At 68.6% G+C, this 18,651-nt stretch carries 17 protein-coding genes; 9 read left to right on the top strand and 8 right to left on the bottom strand.

The features are described 5' to 3' along the window. Nucleotides 1-42: 42 nt before the first annotated feature. The 3 genes from IE660_RS03410 to IE660_RS03400 are packed head-to-tail and all read right to left on the bottom strand — an operon-like array spanning nt 43 to nt 3,795. Nucleotides 43-1,803: a class I mannose-6-phosphate isomerase gene (locus IE660_RS03410; protein WP_203566873.1), complete on the bottom strand. Its 1,761-nt coding sequence runs from the start codon at nt 1,801-1,803 to the stop codon at nt 43-45. Then, the gene (locus tag IE660_RS03405; RefSeq protein WP_203566872.1) at nt 1,803-2,735 is read right to left on the bottom strand and encodes an ROK family protein; all 933 of its coding nucleotides are present in this window, start codon (nt 2,733-2,735) and stop codon (nt 1,803-1,805) included. Before IE660_RS03405 ends, IE660_RS03410 begins: the two co-directional genes overlap by 1 nt. A 40-nt stretch (nt 2,736-2,775) precedes the next feature. Beyond that, nucleotides 2,776-3,795 carry a LacI family DNA-binding transcriptional regulator gene (locus IE660_RS03400; protein WP_203566871.1) on the bottom strand — a complete coding sequence of 340 codons (1,020 nt, stop codon included), beginning with the start codon at nt 3,793-3,795 and terminating at the stop codon, nt 2,776-2,778. A 108-nt stretch (nt 3,796-3,903) separates the two neighbouring features. On the opposite strand from IE660_RS03400, the gene IE660_RS03395 reads away from it, so the two are divergent. Genes IE660_RS03395 through IE660_RS03370 form a run of 6 tightly spaced genes read left to right on the top strand, consistent with a single transcriptional unit; the run spans nt 3,904 to nt 9,446 of the window. Then, nucleotides 3,904-4,950, top strand: a complete 1,047-nt coding sequence (locus IE660_RS03395) for a cellulase-like family protein (RefSeq protein ID WP_203566870.1) — start codon at nt 3,904-3,906, stop codon at nt 4,948-4,950. A gap of 16 nt (nt 4,951-4,966) precedes the next feature. Continuing rightward, complete coding sequence (locus tag IE660_RS03390) at nt 4,967-5,743, top strand: glucose-6-phosphate isomerase family protein (protein ID WP_203566869.1); 777 nt, start codon at nt 4,967-4,969, stop codon at nt 5,741-5,743. Continuing rightward, nucleotides 5,740-6,321 carry a glucose-6-phosphate isomerase family protein gene (locus tag IE660_RS03385; protein WP_203566868.1) on the top strand — a complete coding sequence of 194 codons (582 nt, stop codon included), beginning with the start codon at nt 5,740-5,742 and terminating at the stop codon, nt 6,319-6,321. The genes IE660_RS03390 and IE660_RS03385 overlap by 4 nt, the downstream gene beginning before the upstream one ends. Nucleotides 6,322-6,366: 45 nt before the next feature. After that, entirely contained in the window at nt 6,367-6,993 is a 627-nt protein-coding gene (gene coaE, locus IE660_RS03380; protein WP_203566867.1) for a dephospho-CoA kinase, read from the top strand. 60 nt (nt 6,994-7,053) lie between these two features. Continuing rightward, the gene (locus IE660_RS03375; protein ID WP_203566866.1) at nt 7,054-8,412 is read left to right on the top strand and encodes a PrsW family glutamic-type intramembrane protease; all 1,359 of its coding nucleotides are present in this window, start codon (nt 7,054-7,056) and stop codon (nt 8,410-8,412) included. After that, complete coding sequence (locus tag IE660_RS03370; RefSeq protein WP_203566865.1) at nt 8,412-9,446, top strand: hypothetical protein; 1,035 nt, start codon at nt 8,412-8,414, stop codon at nt 9,444-9,446. The genes IE660_RS03375 and IE660_RS03370 overlap by 1 nt, the downstream gene beginning before the upstream one ends. Before the next feature lie 2 nt (nt 9,447-9,448). On the opposite strand, the gene IE660_RS03365 is transcribed toward IE660_RS03370, so the two are convergent. Further along, entirely contained in the window at nt 9,449-10,465 is a 1,017-nt protein-coding gene (locus IE660_RS03365; protein ID WP_203566864.1) for a glucuronyl esterase domain-containing protein, read from the bottom strand. Next, nucleotides 10,462-11,655, bottom strand: coding sequence for a phosphotransferase (locus tag IE660_RS03360; RefSeq protein WP_203566863.1), 1,194 nt, complete (start codon nt 11,653-11,655; stop codon nt 10,462-10,464). The genes IE660_RS03365 and IE660_RS03360 overlap by 4 nt, the downstream gene beginning before the upstream one ends. Before the next feature lie 146 nt (nt 11,656-11,801). Between IE660_RS03360 and IE660_RS03355 the strand changes: the two genes are divergently transcribed. The 3 genes from IE660_RS03355 (at nt 11,802) to IE660_RS03345 (ending at nt 15,882) form a co-directional block, all read left to right on the top strand. Then, nucleotides 11,802-12,464, top strand: coding sequence for a hypothetical protein (locus IE660_RS03355; protein WP_203566862.1), 663 nt, complete (start codon nt 11,802-11,804; stop codon nt 12,462-12,464). 114 nt (nt 12,465-12,578) lie between these two features. Further along, the gene (uvrB, locus tag IE660_RS03350; protein WP_203566861.1) at nt 12,579-14,666 is read left to right on the top strand and encodes an excinuclease ABC subunit UvrB; all 2,088 of its coding nucleotides are present in this window, start codon (nt 12,579-12,581) and stop codon (nt 14,664-14,666) included. Between the two features lie 184 nt (nt 14,667-14,850). Beyond that, on the top strand, nt 14,851-15,882 hold the full coding sequence (locus IE660_RS03345; RefSeq protein WP_203566860.1) for a TerC family protein: 1,032 nt from the start codon (nt 14,851-14,853) through the stop codon (nt 15,880-15,882). Between the two features lie 120 nt (nt 15,883-16,002). On the opposite strand, the gene IE660_RS03340 is transcribed toward IE660_RS03345, so the two are convergent. The 3 genes from IE660_RS03340 to IE660_RS03330 all read right to left on the bottom strand — a co-directional run bounded on the left by IE660_RS03340 (nt 16,003) and on the right by IE660_RS03330 (nt 18,631). Further along, nucleotides 16,003-16,977, bottom strand: coding sequence for an aldo/keto reductase (locus tag IE660_RS03340; RefSeq protein WP_235996726.1), 975 nt, complete (start codon nt 16,975-16,977; stop codon nt 16,003-16,005). 98 nt (nt 16,978-17,075) lie between these two features. Then, nucleotides 17,076-17,906 (bottom strand): LppU/SCO3897 family protein, encoded by an 831-nt coding sequence (locus IE660_RS03335; protein ID WP_203566859.1) that lies wholly within the window; start codon nt 17,904-17,906, stop codon nt 17,076-17,078. Between the two features lie 125 nt (nt 17,907-18,031). Next, on the bottom strand, nt 18,032-18,631 hold the full coding sequence (locus tag IE660_RS03330; RefSeq protein WP_203566858.1) for an AAA family ATPase: 600 nt from the start codon (nt 18,629-18,631) through the stop codon (nt 18,032-18,034). Between the last annotated feature and the right edge of the window lie 20 nt (nt 18,632-18,651).

The following is an 18,651-nucleotide window of genomic DNA, read 5'->3' as shown; positions in this document are numbered from 1 at the left end:
GGTTGGGGACCCCCGGTCGCTTGCGTTGGGCGGGCATGCAGTTCAGGTGGTCGTCCCTCGCACGTGGGCCTTGATGGTGCCGCAGCGCTGCCCGGCCGCCGCCTCGGTGGGACGAATCGTGTAGCGACCGAGCGCCGCCGGGACGATGAAGGTCTCGGCGTGGTGCACCACGAACGGCTCGAAGGCGCCCGTCGGACTCTCGACCACCGCCTCGTCCCCCTCGACCAGGTTGAGCACGTTGACCGTGCCGGCGGTGTCGTGCTCGACGATCGAGGTGAACCAGTGGCGGGTGGTCTCGATGAACTCCAGCTCGTGCAGTCCGGTGCGCTCGGCGACCCAGCCGTCGCCGCTGCCGACCTGTTCGACCTGTCCGACCAGGTTGGTGGTCGTCCATTCGGTCTGTCGGTCCCACTGGATGTTGGCCAGCGCGTGGTCCAGGTGCACCGGGCGGGGGAGGCCGTCCAGTCCGAGGCGACCCCAGTCCCACATCTTGAAGGTGAAGATGAACGGGGTCGCCGAGATCTCCAGCACCATCGAGTTCGCCCCCGAACAGTGCACCGTGCCGGCCGGGATCGGGAAGTGGTCGTGCTTGGCAGCGGGGAAGGAGTTCACGAATCGTTCGGCGTCGAAGTCCTGCTCGCCCCGTGAGGCTCGACGAAGCTCCTCGGCCATCTGTGCGGGGTCGACGCCGGTCCGCAGCCCGAGGTGGACGACCGCTCCGGGGTCAGCGTCGAGCAGGTAGTAGCTCTCGTCCTGGGTGTAGTGCATGCCGAAGGTGCGCTGGATGTAGTCGGTGAGCGGATGCACCTGCAGTGACAGGTTGCCCCCACCCATGGTGTCGAGCAGGTCGAAGCGGATCGGGAACTCGGCGCCGAACCGGGCGTGGGTGCGTGCTCCCAGCAGGGGAACCGGGTGGTGCAACACCAGGTTGATCGAGGGGGTCTCGACCACCACGTCGCCACAGCGCAGCAGCAGGGAGTTCTCCTCGGGCACGCAGTCGAAGCACCAGGCGTAGTTGGGCGCTGACTCGTCCAGCCCGAAGCGTTCGCGCATCCACTGCCCGCCCCACACCCCGGGGTCGAAGAAGGGGACGACTCGGAACGGACGCCGGGTGGTCAGTTCAAGACCGCGGCGGTAGTCGTCGCCGCTCACCAGGGCCGGCTCGGTGACGGTGTCGAGCACGAAGTCGACGGTGTGCAGCAGGGGACGCTTGTGGGCGTCGGCTGTGCGCCACTCGATGAAGAAGCCACGCTTGTACTTGCGCAGGGTGTCCTCGTCGTCGTTGCTGCACCGCCAGCTCGGCTGACCGGCCCGCTGACGGGTCTGGATCTCCCAGCGGGGCATGTCGGCCAGGACGACGACCGCCCGGTCGGGGGCGACCCGGGCGGCGCCCCAGCCGACGACCACCAAGGGCCGATCGGCCTGATCCACGACAGTGGCCACCTCGTCGAAGGCGCCCTCGCGGTAGAAGTCGTCGACCGCTCGGGGTCTCAGCCATCCGAACACCCGGTCGTCGGTGAGGTCGTCGGTCAGCATCGCGGTGCGCTCGTCCTCGGGGCGCGCCCAGCGTTCCAGGTCGAGCACCTCGGCCTCGGGCAGGTGGCTCGCGATCGACTTGATCAGGGCGACGACCTCGACTCCGGGGTAGGCGTCGATGACCACCACCGGACGATCGTGGTCGCGTTCGCGTGCGGACGCCAGCAGGTGCGGCCAGACCTGGTCGCCCTGCCATCCGCGGGCGTCGGGCACCCGGACCTCAGGGCGGAGGTCGTAGCGTCCGGGGGCGGGGGTGGTCTCAGGCATCACAGCTCCTGTCGTTCGCGGGCCAAGTGGTGCAGGCCCTTGACCACCGACAGCCCGGGGTCGGTGGCGATGCGCAGTTCGGGTCGGTGGGACGAGGGGAAGAGCGCGCCGTGCAGGTGCTCGGTGAGCGTCGGCAGATCGAACGCGGAGTGGTGCAGTGGACCCCCGGAGAGGACGACCACTTCGGGATCGTGGGCGTGACACAGGGTGACCAGCAGCGCGCCGAGCGTGCTCTGCAGGTGCTCCCAGACGGCGCGGGCGGCCGGGTCGCCGCCGGTGGCCAGGTCGAGCAACTCCCGATAGCCGAGTCCGGGCGGTGCCTGCGTGCGGGCGACGCGTTGCCAGGTGCCGGGCAGGGCCCAGCTGCCGAGGATGGCCTCGGCGCAGCCTCGTCCGCCGCAGGTGCAGCGGGGTCCCTCAACGTCGACCACCAGGTGGCCACCGAGCACGCCGGCATGACCGAACCGACCGGTGAGCAGAACGCCACCCTGTGCGACGGCGGTACCGACACCGGTGCCCAGGATCACCAGGACGGCGTCGCCGAATCCCTGGGCGGCGCCTTCGTGGAGCTCGCCCACCAGGGCGGCTCGGGCGTCGTTCTCCAGGGCGACGCGCTCGCGAGGCAACCCCAGCCGGTCGGCCACCCAGCCCACCACGTCGCGTCCGAGCAGTCGGTCGTACTTGCCGTTGATGCCCAGGATCCCGCCGCTGGCCGGGTCGACGGTGCCGGGCAGGGCGACAGCAGCGCACTCGACGGGGCCGAGCGCAGCGGCAGCCTCGAGGAGCTCACCGGTTCCGGCGAGCACATCGGTGGCCGAGGGTGCGCCGTCAGGGTCTGAGAAGACGTTCGCCGGGATCGTGCCGACGAGCTGGTCACCAACCTCATGGCGCAGCGAGACCCGCACCGCGGAGCCACCGAAGTCGATGGCCACAGAGCCTGCCCCAGACACGTTGGTAACGTTAGCAGACCGATCAAGCCAGCCCATGCCCGGGCAGGTGCAGCAGCGTCGTCGGCACCTGCACGCTGCGGGGCAGCCAGGTGGCGGCGTCAGCAGCCAGGTGGTCGAGCAGCAACTGGGCACTGAGTCGGCCCACCTCGCGAGCATCGTGGACGACCAGCACCATCGGCCACGGCACGAAGTCCGACAACTCGAAGTGGTCGAAGAACGCCAGCCCCGGAGGGCCGTCCAGTCGTCCGGCGGCATAGAGGGCGCCCAGTGCGTTGAGCACGCCGAGGCTGTTGCGGTTGTTGGTGGCGAAGAAGGCGTCCGGCGGCTCAGGCAGGGCCAGCAGTTGCTCGGCGATCTGCTGGGCCTGGTCGGCGGTCTGTCCGCCGAGTCTGATCAACTGCTGCTCGGGTTCGACGCCGGCGTCCTCGTGGGCGAGCAGGAAGCCCTCCAGTCGGCGACGGCTGGTCGACACGCTCTCGGAGTTGCCCAGGAAGGCCACCCGCCGATGGCCACGGGTGAGCAGGGCGGTGGCTCCGTCGTAGGCGCCGTTCACGTCGTCCACCAGCACGGCATCGGCCGGGATACCGGCGACGGTACGCGAGGCGAAGACCAGTGGTGTCTGCTCGGGGCGGGCGCGCCGCAGGTGGCCGCGGCCGCCGGAGGGAACCACGATCAGCCCTTCGACCTGGCGTCCGATGAAGTCGTCGATCAGTCGCGACTCGCGCTCCGAGTCCTCCTGGGTGGTGCCCAGCAGCAGGCGTCGGCCGGACTGGCGGGCGACGTCCTCGATGCCCAGCACGAGTTCGGCGTAGTAGGGGTTGTCGATGTTGGTGATCGCCACACCGATCAGGCCGCTGCCCTTGCCCTGGCGAAGGTGGCGGGCGTTCTCGTTTCGCCGGTAGCCCAGTGCCGCGACGCTGGCGTGCACCTTCTCCTGCAGTTCGGGACGGACGTGCGCGCTGCCTGCGAGCACCCGCGAGACGGTCATCGGGCTGACACCGGCGTGCTTGGCCACGTCGACCAGCGTGGGGGACTGCTTCACACCCGGTCTCCCTCCTGAGTGGTCCAGATATGTGACATCCGTCACATTCACGCAGCTACTGGTGGTGCAGGAATCAGCGCGATGGTATCGTCTGGTAACGATACCACAGTGTTTCGGTCGCATCACCGCGCCGTCTGGGCGCCCAAGTCGGAACCCCCAACCTCCACAACCTCGAAGGAGCCCGACGATGACCCGCACGACCACCCCGAGAAGGTGTGGCACCTGCCACCCGAATGGACCCAGAACACCTGGGGTGCTCAGTCACCGATCGACGTGCAGGTGATGCCAGCCCTGCCGGACTTCATCCGCACCGCAGGCGAACACGGGATCCGGACCGGGCTGTCGACCTGGTTCCGGCAGGACCGCGACGACACCCGACTGCGGATCAGCAACCCCGACGACCTCGGCCGGATCTGGCTCGACACGCTGCGGCAACTCGACATGGCGGGCGTGATGGACCACGTCATCTACCTCGACCTGTGCAACGAGTGGCCGCTGCACCGCTGGGCCCCGTTCCTGTACGGCAGCACGGACGAGCCCGAGATGAAGCGCTCGTCCGAGCGCAACCGGCAGTGGACGGCTGACTCCATCGGCATCGTCAAGGCCGAGTACCCCGACCTGCCGGTGACCTTCTCGGTGTGCAACCAGTACGACGACCTGGCCGAGGAGCACGTCAGTTCGCTCGACTTCCTCGAACCCCACCTGTGGATGGCCAACTCGAGCGGGTTCTACGACAAGGTTGGCTACCACTTCGAACCCTTCGACCCGATCGGCTACGACAACGTGGTGGCCAACGCCAAGCGCGAGTACCTCGACAAGCAGGAGCACTACGACAACCAGTTGTGGGCCGGGATCGAGAAGCTGGCGCAGTGGTCGCGCGACACCGGCAAGCCGCTGGTGACCACCGAGTGCTGGGCGATCGTCGACTACAAGGACTGGCCGGGTCTGGACTGGGACTGGGTCAACGACCTCAACGCACGGGCCGTCGAACGCGCGGCCGCCACCGGACGCTGGGCCGGCATCGCGACCAGCAACTTCGCCGGTCCGCAGTTCCGGGGGGCCTGGCGTGACGTGGCCCACCACCAGCGGTTGACTGGCATCATCCACGACGCCGCGCTCGACGCCGACCTGCGCGACGGGGCGGTGTTCGGCTGACCATGAGGAGGTTGCGGTGAAGCTTGAGGCCTCCGGGCTCGACCTCGGCCTGGTCGACGAGCCGTTGGGTTTCGAGTTCGGCGAGGGGCTCGTCCACCCGCCGCTCGAACGACGCCGGCTCGACGACATCCGCGCCAGCCTGCGCGATCCTTCCGCGCACGGGCCGGAGGTGCTGTACAGCATCGCCATGGACGTCTGTGAGCGCGACGACCACACAGCACTGGTCGAGCAGAACCTGTTGTTCGGCATCTGTGCCTACTCCTCGGGCCTGGTCGGCAACGAGCCGGTGCGCTCGCAGGGTCATGTGCACGCGATCTCTGCCTCGTGTGGCAGTTCCACCGGCGAGCTCTACGAGTTCTGGGCCGGTGAGGGCATCGTCTACATGCAGGAGTTCTCCGGCGATGACCCCGGACGATGCTTCGCGGTGCGAGCAGGGGCGGGCGAGACTGTCCTCGTCCCCCCGGGCTGGGCCCACCTCACAGTCAACGCGACTCCTCACCAGACCATGGCCTTCGGCGCTTGGTGCGTGCGTGACTACGGCTTCGACTACACCGAGGTGCGTGCACGGCAGGGACTGGCCTGGTACCCGGTCGTCGAGGACGACCAGGTGTGCTGGGTGCCCAATCTCCACTACCGGACGAGCACCCTGGTCGAGAAGAGCCCTGACGACCACCGCGAGTTCGGGATCGAGGACGGCCCGATCTACCGCCAGTGGCAACAGCGGCCGCGCGACTTCGACTTCATCCGCCGCCCCGACGTGGCTGCCGACCTGTGGAAGGACTACACCCCATGACCCCCACCAGCGCCACAGGCACTGCCACCACCCCGGTGCCGACCCCGGTCGAGCTGACGTTGCCCGCCCTGCTGGTGACCGGTGAACCGGTGCAGCGCAGCGGCAAGACCCTCGGCGAGCTCAGCTCGTCCTACCTCGACGCCCAAGGCGTCGACCCGGCGATGCCGCTGTACGCGGTCGACGTGTGGCAGCGCGGTGAAACCGCCCAGGTCGGCAACCTGTTCGTGGGCATGACCACCCTGCAGCCGGGAACCGTGAACGGCGAGTACGTGATGACCCGCGGGCATTACCACCAGGACCCGAATGCCGCCGAGATCTACGTCGGTGTGGCCGGCGAGGGGCTGCTGTTGCTGATGACGCGAGACGGCGACGCCCGCACCGAGCAGGTGCGCCCGGGCAGCATCCACCACATCCTCGGCCACGAGGCACACCGGCTGGTCAACACCGGTTCGGAGCCGTTGAAGGTGTTCGCCGTCTGGCCCACCACGGCTGGCTACGACTACGAGGCGATCAATGCCGACGGGTTCCCGGTCAGGGTGTTCGCCTCCGACGCCGGCCCGGTGCTGCAGCCGCGCTGACCGGGCTGGCGATCGACGTCGATCGTGATCGGGCAGAATGCGCCCATGGGACGACTGCGCGTGGGCCTGACCGGGGGGATCGCCTCGGGCAAGTCGACCGTCGCCAACCTGCTCAGCGCCCACGGTGCCCAGGTGATCGACTCCGACCTGCTGGCCCGCGAGGTGGTGGCCGCCGGCACTGACGGACTGCAGGCCGTCGCCGAGCGCTTCGGCCCCTCGGTCATCAGCGCCGACGGCACCCTCGATCGCCCAGCGCTCGGGGCGTTGGTCTTCCCCGACCCCGCCGCCCGGGCCGACCTCGAGGCGATCATCCACCCCAGGGTGCGTGCTCGCGCCGCCGAACTCGAGCGCGAGTCCGAGGCCGAGGTGGTCGTGCAGATGATCCCGCTGCTGGTCGAGACCCAGCAGCAGCACTCGTTCGATCTGGTCGCGGTGGTCGACCTGCCGGTCTGGCTGCAGAGCGACCGCCTGCGCCAACGCAACGGCTTCAGTGACGACGAGGTGAGCGCACGCCTGGCCAGCCAGACCACCCGTGGGCAACGGTTGCGGGCTGCTGGCCTCGTCATCGACAACTCCGGCACCCGCGGTGAGCTGGCCGCGGTGGTCGACCAGGTCTGGCGGCTGCTGTGGCGTCGCGTGGCCGTCCAGTCCAGCTCGCCTGCTGCGGGCTGACCCAGCCCTGCGCGACAATGGACGGGCCCTGACAGCTGCCACGAACTGAAGGAGCGCCCCGTGGACTGCCCTCGTTGCGACACCGCGCTGCCCGAGGCGAGTCACTTCTGCCACGCCTGTGGGCAGGACCAGACCTCGTCCGACACGGTCAACCGACGCTCGTACGCGATCAAGCCGGACGAGCAGGTGCGCTCGCTGCGACTGGTCTCGACGATCATGCCCAAGGGAGCCGCCGAGCGTCCCCGCACCTACCAGATCGCCCTGGCGATCGCGCTGGCCGCCACCGTGGTGTCCGCACTGCTGGGGGCGGTGCCGGTGGCACTGATGATCGCTGCTTTCGCCATCCCGATCGTCTACATCGTCTACCTCTACGACGTGAACCTGTGGGAGGACGCCCCGGTGCCGGTCACCGGCCTGGCCTTCGTGCTCACGTTCGTGCTGACGGTCGCCTTCACGGCGGCTTGGGTGGGCCTGCGGGGACCGCTGACCAGCGCGATCGAACTCGGTGGCGGACTGTCTCCCAGCCTCACCGGCACCCTCATCGCCGTGCTGCTGGTGCCCATCGTCGGTGAGCTGATCCGCCAGGTCGGCCCGTTGATGCTGGCCTCGCGACCGGAGTTTGACGACCTGATGGACGGTCTCACCTTCGGCATCATCTCCGGCGTGGCGTTCTCGACCGCCGACACCCTGGTCAAGAACTGGTCACTGTTCGGTGAAGGCTTCTCCGACCCGGGGCAGGGGGCCTCGACCTGGGTGGCCCTGCTGGTGCTCGAGGGCTTCATCAAGCCGTTGGTCGTGGGTACGGCCACCGGTCTGGCCTGTGCCGAGTTCTCCGGTCTGGGACGAGGCTACGACGGCTTCACCCCCCGCTACGCCCTGGCCGTGGTCGAGGCCATCGGCTGGAACGTGCTGTTCTTCGGCGGCACCTACCTGCTGGGCTTCATCGGGGCGCCGTGGGTCGGCATCCTGCTGTCGGTGCTGTGGGGCCTCGCGCTGCTCGCCGTGCTGGTGATCCGCGTGCGCGGCGTGCTGCAGACCGGCCTGATGGAAGCGGCCCTCGAGAACGCCGCCCGTCACCACACCGAGCACGGTGTCGGCGAGGAGGCCGAACTCGACCACTGCGGCAACTGTGAGATGCCGCTGCTCGCTGAGTCGGAGTTCTGCTCCGCCTGTGGCACTGCCGTGCGCACCACCCGCGGCCACTCGCTGCACCACCGGGCGGGCGACGCTCCGTTGCGGCCTGCCGGTGCGGGAGCCGCGACGGCGGTGGCGGTCGCCCCGGCAGCCCAGGCGACCTCGGCCGAGGCCCTCGCCGACCAGCCGCTCACCGCAACCGGTTTCGACCATCCCGAACCGGTGCAACGAGACCCTGAGGACTTGGCCGAGCAGGCGCGACTGGACGACGAGGAGGCCCGCTGATGTCGCAGTACCCGAACCAGCCCGGTCAGCCGAACCAGCCCGGCCCGCACGGGCAGCAGCCCCAGTACGGCCAGCAGCCGCAGTACGGCCAGCAGCCCCAGTACGGCCAGCAGCCGCAGTACGGCCAGCAGCCCCAGTACGGGCAAGCACCCCAGCAGCAGTACGGGGGGCAGCAGTACGGCGCCCAGCAGCCCGGCCAGTACGGTCAGCCCGGCCAACCGGGCCAGTACCCCCAGCAGGCCCAGGGGCAGCAGTACGGCCAGCAGCCCCAGTACGGCCAGCGTCCGCCCCAAGGTGGGCAGGGCCAGCCCGGTTGGGGACAGTCGGGTCCGGGCCATGCCGCACCACCGGCGCGCTCGTCCAGCAAGCTGATCACCTACGTGCTGGTCGGTCTGGTCGTGGTGGCGCTGGCCGCGGTCGGCATCATGTTCGCCACCAAGAAGGATCCGGTCGACACCCAGAACCCGCCGATCACCGTGCCGACGCCCACGGCGCCGACCCCGACCGGGCCCTCGACTGAGCCGACGCCGGGTGCTCCGACCGACAGTCCGTCGCCGACCCAACCACCCACCAGCGGTGACAGCGTGACGCTGGGCAGCGGCATCACCGTCGAACTGCCGGCCGGCTGGAAGGTCGAGGACCGCCCCGACGCCAACACCGCGATCGTCGTCAGCTCCGACGGCCACGCAGCGCTGCTGCAGACCTTCAAGTCCGACAAGGGCACCGGCAAGGCCGAGGTGCAGGCAACCCTCGACCGGGTCGAGTCGAAGCTCACCTCACCCAAGAAGGGCACGATCAAGGAGCACGACATCGATCCGTCGTTGTCGGTGGCCACAGGAGCGATTCAGGGCGTCACGACCGGCACCAACGGCACGCAGGCGGTGTTCTACAACGTGATGATCTCGGTGCGCACCGATGACAACCTCGCGCTGATGGTCACCCTGGTCACCAACCCCAACCAGATCGACGAGCAGGTCAGCAAGGACTACAACGCGCTGGTCGAGTCCGGGCTCGAGAGCCAGTTGCGCAGCTGACCTCAGCTGAGCACGGCCGCCAGGTATGTCATCCAGTCCTGGCGGCTGAGGAAGTGCGTGCCAGGGCGCAGGTGGTACTGCACACGGCCGCCGCCGATGTTGCCCAGAGTGGGTGTCGAGGACGAGGTGTCGCCCAGCCCGACCGCCCCGTGGCGCTCCCAAGCCGGTGAGGCGGCGACGCAGGCGAGGTATTCACTGAGCGGGTCTGCCCAGTCGTCCTCGATCGCGCTGCCGACGCACAGTCTGCGCGGAGCGATCGCAGCCAGCAGCCAGTGCTGGTCGAGCGGCAACGTGGACGGATCGTTCGCGCGGTCTGCGTAGCCGGGGAGGAACCAGTGGCCGAACCGTCCGGTGATGTCGCTGACCTGTTCGCCGGTGTTGCCGCGGGTCAGCGCGGCGCCGCTGCATCCGGAGTCGTTCGAGATGGCGCCAGCGAAACGTTCGTCCTGCGCGGCGGCCCAGAGTGCGGTCTTGCCGAGCCGGGAGTGCCCGGCCACCCAGACCTGTGCGGGGTCGAGGTCGTCCCGCCTGGAGAGGTGGTCGAGCACCCGACTGGCCGCCCACGCCCACAGCGCGATCTTGCCCATGGACGAGCGGGCGTGGGGAAAGTGTCCGGCCAAGCCATCGCTGAAGTCGTCGTCATCGCTGGTCACGGCCTGGTAGTCGACCACGCACACGGTCAGCCCGGCATCGACGAGTTCCTCGATCGGGCAGTAGTCATGGGGCAGGGCGCCGAAGTTCACCAGCAGCACGGCCGGGCCGGCCGGTTGGTCGGGCACCGTCAGGGTCACCGGCAGCGTGAAGGGGGTGGTTGGCGTCGGGAGTGACAGCCTGAGCTGGTGGTGGGTGGCCTTGCCGGCGTAGGCACGCTGCTGCGGCTCCGACGTGACCAGCGTCACCTCCCTGGTCACCTGGGGGACGCGTCCGTAGAGGTGGGCGGCCAGGGCGTCGACCATCTCGTCGCGACTGGCGGGCAGGGGCGGCAGGTGCCTGGCGTCGAGGCGCGGTCCGGGATTCACGGGGTCACCGCCGATCGGGCCCAGCCCTGGGCCTCGGCCAACCAGGTCGAGCGCACCTCGGGTGACCCGGACGGCACCAGGCTGAGGATCACCGCAGCCACCCGCGCCCGCAGGGCGACCGGGTCGACCCTCGACTCGAAGTCCTGGGTCGCAGCCGCCAGGTGCTCGGGCACCATCGGGTACGACTCGGGGGCGAGGCTGGGCAGCACCGCCAGGTGCCCGAGCAGGCACGCCAGATCGTCCTCGCGGCGACCGGGACCCACCGAGTCCAGGTCGATCAGGTGGCTGGGGGTGCCGTCGGGGTCGCAGTAGAGGTTGGCCTCGTAGAAGTCGCCGTGGGTGGGCACCACTGGTCCGACCGGGGCGGCATCCAGCAACGGCTGCAGGTCGCGGGCCAGCGCGTGCACCTCGTCGGCTCGTTCGGGTAGGGCGGTGGCTGCGGCATGGGTGTGGAAGTCGAGCCGATCAGACCAGGCGTCGCGCCGCGGCCAGGACATCGCCTCGGCAGGCAGGCGGTCGAGCAGGTCGACCAACTGAGCCGGGGTCGGCACCACCCCGAGACCCTCGCTGGCGGCGGCGACCAGCGCCTGCGCGTAGGAGCGTCCACGGGCCGCTGGGATGATCAGCACGTTCTCGCCCGGACGACCCAGCAGTTCCGGTGCCAGGCCCGAGCCACCCAGCACGGTGTGCCTGGTGGCCAGCGCATCGGCACGCTTGCGGGGGAGCACCTTGAGGTAGAAGACCCGGTCGCCCTGGACGGCCCGCAGCACGGCCCGCCGCAGGGGACGGTAGGCGAGCACCTCGAGGCTGGACGGGGCGTCGCTGCCGGTGATCTCGGTCAGCCAGGCGGCCACCGTCTCGGGCTGGCAGGCATCGGCCAGGCCGGGCAGCCGGGGATCGTCGGGGTGGCGCCACACGCGCAGGGTGAGATCACCCTGGCTGAGTTCGGCGACCTGTCCGGTGACGTCTGCGGTGGTGGCGACCAGGTACTCCTCGACGGGCTGGTCGCCCACGGTGTAGCTGATGACGTAGCCGACGCTGACCTCGGCTCCCGGGCGGTGGTGCACCGCGTCGACCTCGCAGCGGAAGTCGGTCAGCCGGGCGTCCGGGTCGCCGGTGAGCGCGTACTGCAGCAGGTCGGTCATCGAGTCAGAGTTCAGCAGTTGGTACTCACCCTCGAGCGTCTCCATGGCTTCCATCCTGCCTGAGTTCGGGTGCCGCAAGGGGTTTTGGACATGGCTTCGGCGCCGTCCTCGGGGGGAGGGACGGCGCCGAAGCGGTCAGAGGGGGCGATCAGATCGGTGGTCAGTCGCCGGAGTCGGCCGAGGGGGCCGAGTTGGCGCTGTCGGGGGAGTCAGCGCTCACCGGCGAGGGCGGGCTGTACGGCGAGGCCGGGCTCACCGGCGACTTGGGGCTGATCGGAGACTTGGGGCTGATCGGAGACGGGGGGCTGATCGGAGACGGGGGGCTGATCGGAGACGGGGGGCTGATCGGAGACGGGGGGCTGATCGGAGACGGGGGGCTGATCGGAGACGTGGGGCTGATCGGCGCGGGCGCGCTCTGGGGGGAGTTGACCTGCGTGACGCCCGGCTTCTTGGTGGTCTTCGTGGCGGTGGGGGCCTGTGGGGAGTTCGCCGAGGGGGCGACCGAGGTCTTGGTGCTCGAGGGCGAGGCCGGGCTGTTGGCCGAGACGACCTTCACCGGTGAGGTGGTCGAGGTGCTGGGCGAGGCCGGGCTGGCGGCGGACAGGGCAGCCTCGGTGACCTGCACGGGGGCGGTCTGGCCGGGCTGGTTCGGGGCGGGGGATTCAGCCAACGCCGCCACCGTGCCACCGAGCAGTGCGACACCGAGGGCGCCGGAGATGGCCCAGGCGGCGGTCGAGGTGCGGAGGTTCATGATCGAGCCTTTCGTGGTTGGCGTTCTTTCGACATCACTGACTGTGCCAACCGGGGATGAGGAGGCCGGTGAGATGACGATGAGACCTCTCTCATCGTGCTGAGACCGCCCTCACGAGGCCGGACGGCGGCGCCGGTCCGGGGTCGTCCCCCCGGCGGGGAGGGGGTCGTCCTCCGTGGCACATGGAACTGTCAGTGGGGTGATCTAGGGTTGGCGCATGCGTCCTCTGGCAGACCTGCAGCGCCGCGTCGCACCGTTCAAGGTGCACGCCGACTTCGAGCCCTCCGGCGATCAGCCGAAGGCCATCGACGACCTCGAACAACGGGTCCGCGCGGGCGAGGAGCACATGGTGCTGCTGGGTGCGACCGGCACCGGCAAGACCGCCACGGTGGCGTGGCTGGCCGAGCGGGTGCAGCGTCCGATGCTGGTCATGCAGCCCAACAAGACGCTGGCCGCCCAGTTCGCCAACGAGCTGCGCCAGTTCTTCCCCGACAACGCCGTCGAGTACTTCGTCTCGTACTACGACTACTACCAACCCGAGGCCTACGTTCCGCAGACCGACACCTACATCGAGAAGGACTCCTCGCTCAACGAGGAGGTCGAGCGGCTGCGCCACCAGGCCACCCACTCGTTGTTCACCCGGCGCGACGTGATCGTGGTCGCGACAGTCTCAGCGATCTACGGTCTGGGCACGCCCGAGGAGTACTTCAACCGGAGGATCGTCCTGCAAGTTGGTCAGGAACTCGACCGTGACCAATTGCTGCGGCGCTTGGTCGACATCCAGTACGCCCGCAACGACCTGGCCGGCACCCGCGGCACCTTCCGGGTGCGGGGTGACACCCTCGAGGTCTTCCCGATGTGGGAGGAGATGGCTTGGCGGGTCGAGTTCTTCGGTGACGAGATCGAGGGCCTGTCGACGCTGAACCCGTTGACCGGTGAGGTGGTCTCGACCGACGACGAGTTGGCGATCTTCCCCGCCACCCACTACACCGCCGGTGCCGAGCGGATGGAGGCGGCGATCAGTGGGATCGAGGCCGAACTCGAGGTGCGGCTGGCCGAGTTGGAGGCGTCCAACAAGCTGCTCGAGGCGCAGCGGTTGCGGATGCGTACCGGTTACGACATCGAGATGATGCGCCAGATCGGCACCTGCTCGGGCATCGAGAACTACTCGCGCCACCTCGATGGACGAGGCCCGGGCAGCGCCCCGAACTGCCTGCTCGACTACTTTCCCGAGGACTTCCTGCTGGTGGTGGACGAGTCGCACGTCACCGTTCCGCAGATCGGCGGCATGTTCGAGGGCGACATGTCACGCAAGCGCACCTTGGTCGAGCACGGGTTCCGGTTGCCCAGCGCGATGGACAACCGGCCCCTGAAGTTCGAGGAGTTCGTCGACCGGATCGGGCAGACGGTGTATCTGTCCGCCACGCCCGGCAACTACGAGATGGCCCGCAGTGACGGCGTGGTGCAGCAGATCATTCGTCCGACCGGACTGGTCGACCCCGAGGTGGTGGTGAAGCCGACCAAGGGCCAGATCGACGACCTGATGGGTGAGGTGCGCGCACGTGTGGAGCGTCACGAGCGCGTGCTGGTCACCACGCTGACCAAGAAGATGGCCGAAGACCTCACCGACTACCTGATGGAGCACGGGGTGCGCACCCGTTACCTGCACTCCGAGGTCGACACCCTGCGCCGGGTGGAGTTGCTGCGCGAGTTGCGGATGGGTGAGTACGACGTGCTGGTCGGCATCAACCTGCTGCGCGAGGGACTCGACCTTCCCGAGGTCTCGCTGGTGGCGATCCTGGACGCTGACAAGGAGGGCTTCCTGCGCTCGGACCGTTCGCTGATCCAGACGATCGGACGAGCCGCCCGCAACGTCGCCGGACAGGTGCACATGTACGCCGACAAGGTGACGCCGTCGATGGCAGCGGCCATCGACGAGACCAACCGACGTCGTGCCATCCAGGTGGCCTACAACACCGAGCACGGCATCGACCCCCAGCCTCTGCGCAAGAGGATCGCCGACATCACCGAGATGCTGGCCCGTGAGGACGCCGACACTGACGCCCTCGTGGCCAAGGCGAATCCCAGGGGTCGACGCGGCTCGCCGGTGCCCGACGTGGGCGAGCGACGCTCGCTGGACACCTCGTCGATGGCCGCCAGCGAGCTGGCCGACCTGGTCACCGAGTTGACTGACCAGATGCACCAGGCCGCCAAGGATCTGCAGTTCGAGTTGGCCGCGCGACTGCGCGACGAGATCTCCGACCTCAAGCAGGAACTGCGCCAGATGATCGAGGCGAACCGATGAAACAGCTGTCAGCACGGTTCGCGCTGGCGTGGCCTGCGTGAGAAGATGTCCGGCGGAGGGGAGTACTCCCCAATGCTGCTGAGGTCGACATCACGGTCACTCCCATGAGTGCCCGGCCCTGCGGACCCGTGCTCAGCGTGGGTGGAAGAGACCTCCGGCTGACGTAGACCTCGAAAGGTGCTGGATGGACATCCATGCCTATGTCTGGTTGATCACTGTCGTCGTGCTGATCGGCATTCTTGCCGTCGACGTGTTCGTGATCGGCCGCCGCCCCCACGTGCCCTCGATGAAGGAGTGCGGCATCGCCGTCACGATCTTCGTGCTGATGGCCATCCTCTTCGGCATCGGGGTGACCTACTTCTCCGGAGCCAAGTACGGCAAACAGTTCTTCGCCGGCTGGTTGACCGAGTACAGCCTCTCGATCGACAACCTGTTCATCTTCCTGATCATCATGGAGAAGATGAGGGTGCCCAGGCACCTGCAGCAGTTCGCCCTGCTGGTCGGCATCATTCTCGCCCTGGTCTTCAGAGGCGTCTTCATCGCCATGGGCGCTGCGATGATCGCGGCTGCCGCGTGGGTGTTCTTCATCTTCGGCGCCTTCCTGATCTACACCGCGATCGACCTGCTGCGGGACTACCTGCAGAAAGACCACGAGGACGAGGCGACCGACAACTTCTTCATCCGGTTCGTGCGCCGTCGGCTCCCTTCGACCGGTGACTGGCACGGCACCCGGATGACCATCACCGAGGGCGGACGCCGCCTGATCACCCCGATGTTCATGGTGATCGTGGCGCTCGGCTCGACCGACATCCTGTTCGCGCTCGACTCGATCCCGGCGATCTACGGCCTGACCAGCGAGCCGTTCCTGGTGTTCACCGCCAACGTGTTCGCACTGATGGGCCTTCGCCAGCTCTACTTCCTGCTGGGTGGCGCGCTGCGCAAGCTGGTCTACCTGTCGTTGGGCCTGTCGGTCATCCTGGCCTTCATCGGCGTGAAGCTGGTGCTGCACGCCATGCACCACTACCACCTCGACCAGGAGTGGTTCGGCCGCAGCCTCGAGGTCTCGATCGAGGTTTCGCTCGCGGTCATCGTGGGCACCCTGGTGCTCACCACCGTCGCCAGCCTGATCAAGTCCTCGCGCACCAAGCCCGAGGAGGATCCCCACCCGATGGGGCACGTCCCGGCCGACGAGGTCGACCAGGTCACCGACCACTGAGCTGCTCGACAACGTGGAACAGCGGGTGCTCCCTCCCGGGGGCACCTGCTGTTCGCGTTCGTTGGTTGATCAGGCCGAGGGACGAGGCCGACTCTGGACCACGACCTCGTCCCGCTCAGCTCACCAGGCGTAGGCCTCCGGGGCCTGTCCACCCGGGCCGGGCCAGATCTCGTCCAGCTCGTCGAGCGCGGTCTTGTTGAGCTTGATCGACAGCGCCCGCAGGCCGCCCTCGAGCTGCTCCATGGTGCGCGGGCCGATGATCGGGCCGGTCACGCCCTCTTGGTGCAGCAGCCAGGCCAGCGCCACGTCGCCGGGGTCTTCGCCACGGTCGGCGCAGAACTTCTCCCACTTCTGCAGCTGGGGGCGCTTCTGTTCGATCTGCTTCTGCATGCCCTCGTCGGCACGGCGACCTTCCTGGGCCTTCTTGAGCACGCCACCGAGCAGGCCACCACCCAGCGGCGACCAGGGGATCACGCCCAGCCCGTAGTGACGGCAGGCGGGCAGCACCTCGAGCTCGAGGGTGCGAGCACCCAGGTGGTACAGCGACTGCTCGCTGACCAGACCCAGGGTGTGGCGGGCCTTGGCCGCCTCGCAGGCAGCGGCGATGTTCCAGCCGGCGAAGTTGGACGAGCCGACGTAGAGCACCTTGCCCTGGGCGACCAGCGTGTCCATCGCCTGCCACAGCTCCTCCCAGGGGGTGAGCCGGTCGATGTGGTGCATCTGGTACAGGTCGATACGGTCGGTCTTGAGCCGGCGCAGCGAGTCCTCGACGTTCTTGCGGATGCTGTAGGCCGAGACCTTGCCGTGGTTGGGCCACGGGGTCATGTCGCCGTAGACCTTGGTGGCGATGACGACCTTGTCGCGCTGGCCCGACTTCTCGAACCAGTCACCGACGATCTCCTCGGTCCAGCCGCGGCGGTCGGCGCCACCGTAGACATTGGCCGTGTCGAAGAAGTTGATGCCCTCGTCGATGGCCCGATCCATGATCGTGAAGCTGTCGTCGGGAGTGGTGCGCGGGCCGAAGTTCATCGTGCCCAGACAGAGTCGGGAAACCTTGAGGCCGGTGCGGCCGAGTTGGGTGTAGTGCATGGTCATGCACTCGACCCTACGCGCGGGGCACCGGCCTCGTCGGGGGTTGGCGCCGAACCCCCACCAGGGGGTGTTCGGCGTCGACCATCAGGTCTGTGAACGGATCAGTTGGGCGCTCCCAGGCAGTAGGTGCGCTTGGGGTCAGCCGGGAAACCGACCGCTCGTGCGCCGCCCTCGCAGACGCTGGTGTCATCCGAGCCGTCGACTCGCTTGGTCACCTTGAAGGCCGCGCCGCCGCCGTTGCAGTCGACGATGGCGTAGCCCTGCGCGGGGGCAGCGGCCTGCTTGTAGCACTTGCCCTCGACCAGGTTCTCCATCAGACAGTAGACCGTGGTCTCACGGCTGCCACCGAAGCGGCCACGCGAGCTGAAGGTGTACGTGGCGTACTCAGAACTGCACTTCTCGCCGCCATCGAGCTTCTGCACGATCTGGTACGAGGGAGTGTTGGCGTCGCCGCAGTCGACCTTCTTGTTGTCGTAGTCGGACGACGACTTCTTCTCCAGGGTGATGCACTGGCCGACCTTGAGGCCGCCGCCACCGCCGATGCCCAATTGGTTGAGCAGGAGCGGGCCACCAAGCAGGACCGCGAGGGCGATGAGCACCGGCACGAGCCGCTTCAGTGGGCTCTTCTTGGCCGGCTCGGCAGTCTGCGGAGGCTGCCACGGCTGGCCGGGGCCCGGCTGGCCGGGACCCTGGGGCGGCACCGGACCGCCCGGCGGGAAGTTCTGCCCGGGCTGGAAGCCACCCTGGGGCTGGCCGGGCTGGGGGCCGCCTTGCGGAAACTGTGCGCCCTGCGGGTTGCTGGGGCCCTGCGGGTTCTGGGGTCCACCCTGCGGCTGCTGCCCGGGCTGGGGAACACCCTCGGGGTTCTGTCCACCCTGTGGGTTCTGTCCACCCTGTGGGTTCTGGGGATTCTGGGGGTACTGGTCAGTCACGTTCTCTCCCTGCGCTGTCAAGGTGCCTCAGCCTAGCGGTGGCGAAGATCACTTCCCTGACGCTCACACGCCCACAGGGCCAGCATCGTCGATGAGTCCGTCGCCACAGCTGTGTGTGCCCAGGTTCAGGCTGGGCGGCCATCGAGGCTCCCGGCCAACGACGGCCAGAACCGGCACGCCCAGTCGAACCAGCTGCCGTCGCCCTCGGGTGGTGGCGGCACGGCTTCCTCGGCAAGCTCCTCGGCGTCCGGCTCCTCGAAGCCGGCCAGCCACGCGTCGCGCTCGGACTCGTCCATCGGGAAGTTGTGGTCAGGGTCTCGGGCCAAGCGCTCCCTGATTCGCGCCCACTGCAGGTCGCGCTCCGCCGGCAGGTGGACGACCTGCGACTGCGCGCCCACCGACTGCGCGAGCCAGCGCAGTGCACTGCGTTCGTCCCGCGACCACAGCCCGAAGTCGAGGACGACGCTGACCCCCTTGCCCAGCAGGTCGAGGGCCAGCGCCACCAGCCGTCCCTCCAGCATCCAGCGCATGCCGTCAGGTCGCGACTGGTGGCGGTCGCCGTTGCCGAAGATGCTGATCGCCCACTCATCAGGGGTGAGTCGGACCGCGGCGTGTTCGGCCGCCAGTTCGCGTGCTCGGTGGGTCTTGCCCGAGCCGGGGAGCCCGACCATCAGGTACATGGTGGGCATCGGACGATGCTGCGTCGTTGTGCGGGCGTCGTCCATGGGCCCATCGTGCCCGAACG

The organism is Aestuariimicrobium ganziense (assembly GCF_015352975.1).
In the GTDB taxonomy this organism is placed as follows: domain Bacteria; phylum Actinomycetota; class Actinomycetes; order Propionibacteriales; family Propionibacteriaceae; genus Aestuariimicrobium; species Aestuariimicrobium ganziense.
The sequence above is the reverse complement of the archived record's forward strand: the minus strand, read 5'-3'. Positions and strand labels throughout refer to the sequence as shown.

What these genes read in the sequence shown, in the direction of transcription:
- IE660_RS03410 (WP_203566873.1), bottom strand. Translation starts at nt 1,803, where the DNA reads ATGCCTGAGACCACCCCCGCCCCCGGACGCTACGACCTCCGCCCTGAG.
- IE660_RS03385 (WP_203566868.1), top strand. Translation starts at nt 5,740, where the DNA reads ATGACCCCCACCAGCGCCACAGGCACTGCCACCACCCCGGTGCCGACC.
- coaE (WP_203566867.1), top strand. Translation starts at nt 6,367, where the DNA reads ATGGGACGACTGCGCGTGGGCCTGACCGGGGGGATCGCCTCGGGCAAG.
- IE660_RS03370 (WP_203566865.1), top strand. Translation starts at nt 8,412, where the DNA reads ATGTCGCAGTACCCGAACCAGCCCGGTCAGCCGAACCAGCCCGGCCCG.
- IE660_RS03360 (WP_203566863.1), bottom strand. Translation starts at nt 11,655, where the DNA reads ATGGAGACGCTCGAGGGTGAGTACCAACTGCTGAACTCTGACTCGATG.
- uvrB (WP_203566861.1), top strand. Translation starts at nt 12,579, where the DNA reads ATGCGTCCTCTGGCAGACCTGCAGCGCCGCGTCGCACCGTTCAAGGTG.
- IE660_RS03345 (WP_203566860.1), top strand. Translation starts at nt 14,851, where the DNA reads ATGGACATCCATGCCTATGTCTGGTTGATCACTGTCGTCGTGCTGATC.
- IE660_RS03340 (WP_235996726.1), bottom strand. Translation starts at nt 16,977, where the DNA reads ATGACCATGCACTACACCCAACTCGGCCGCACCGGCCTCAAGGTTTCC.
- IE660_RS03330 (WP_203566858.1), bottom strand. Translation starts at nt 18,631, where the DNA reads ATGGACGACGCCCGCACAACGACGCAGCATCGTCCGATGCCCACCATG.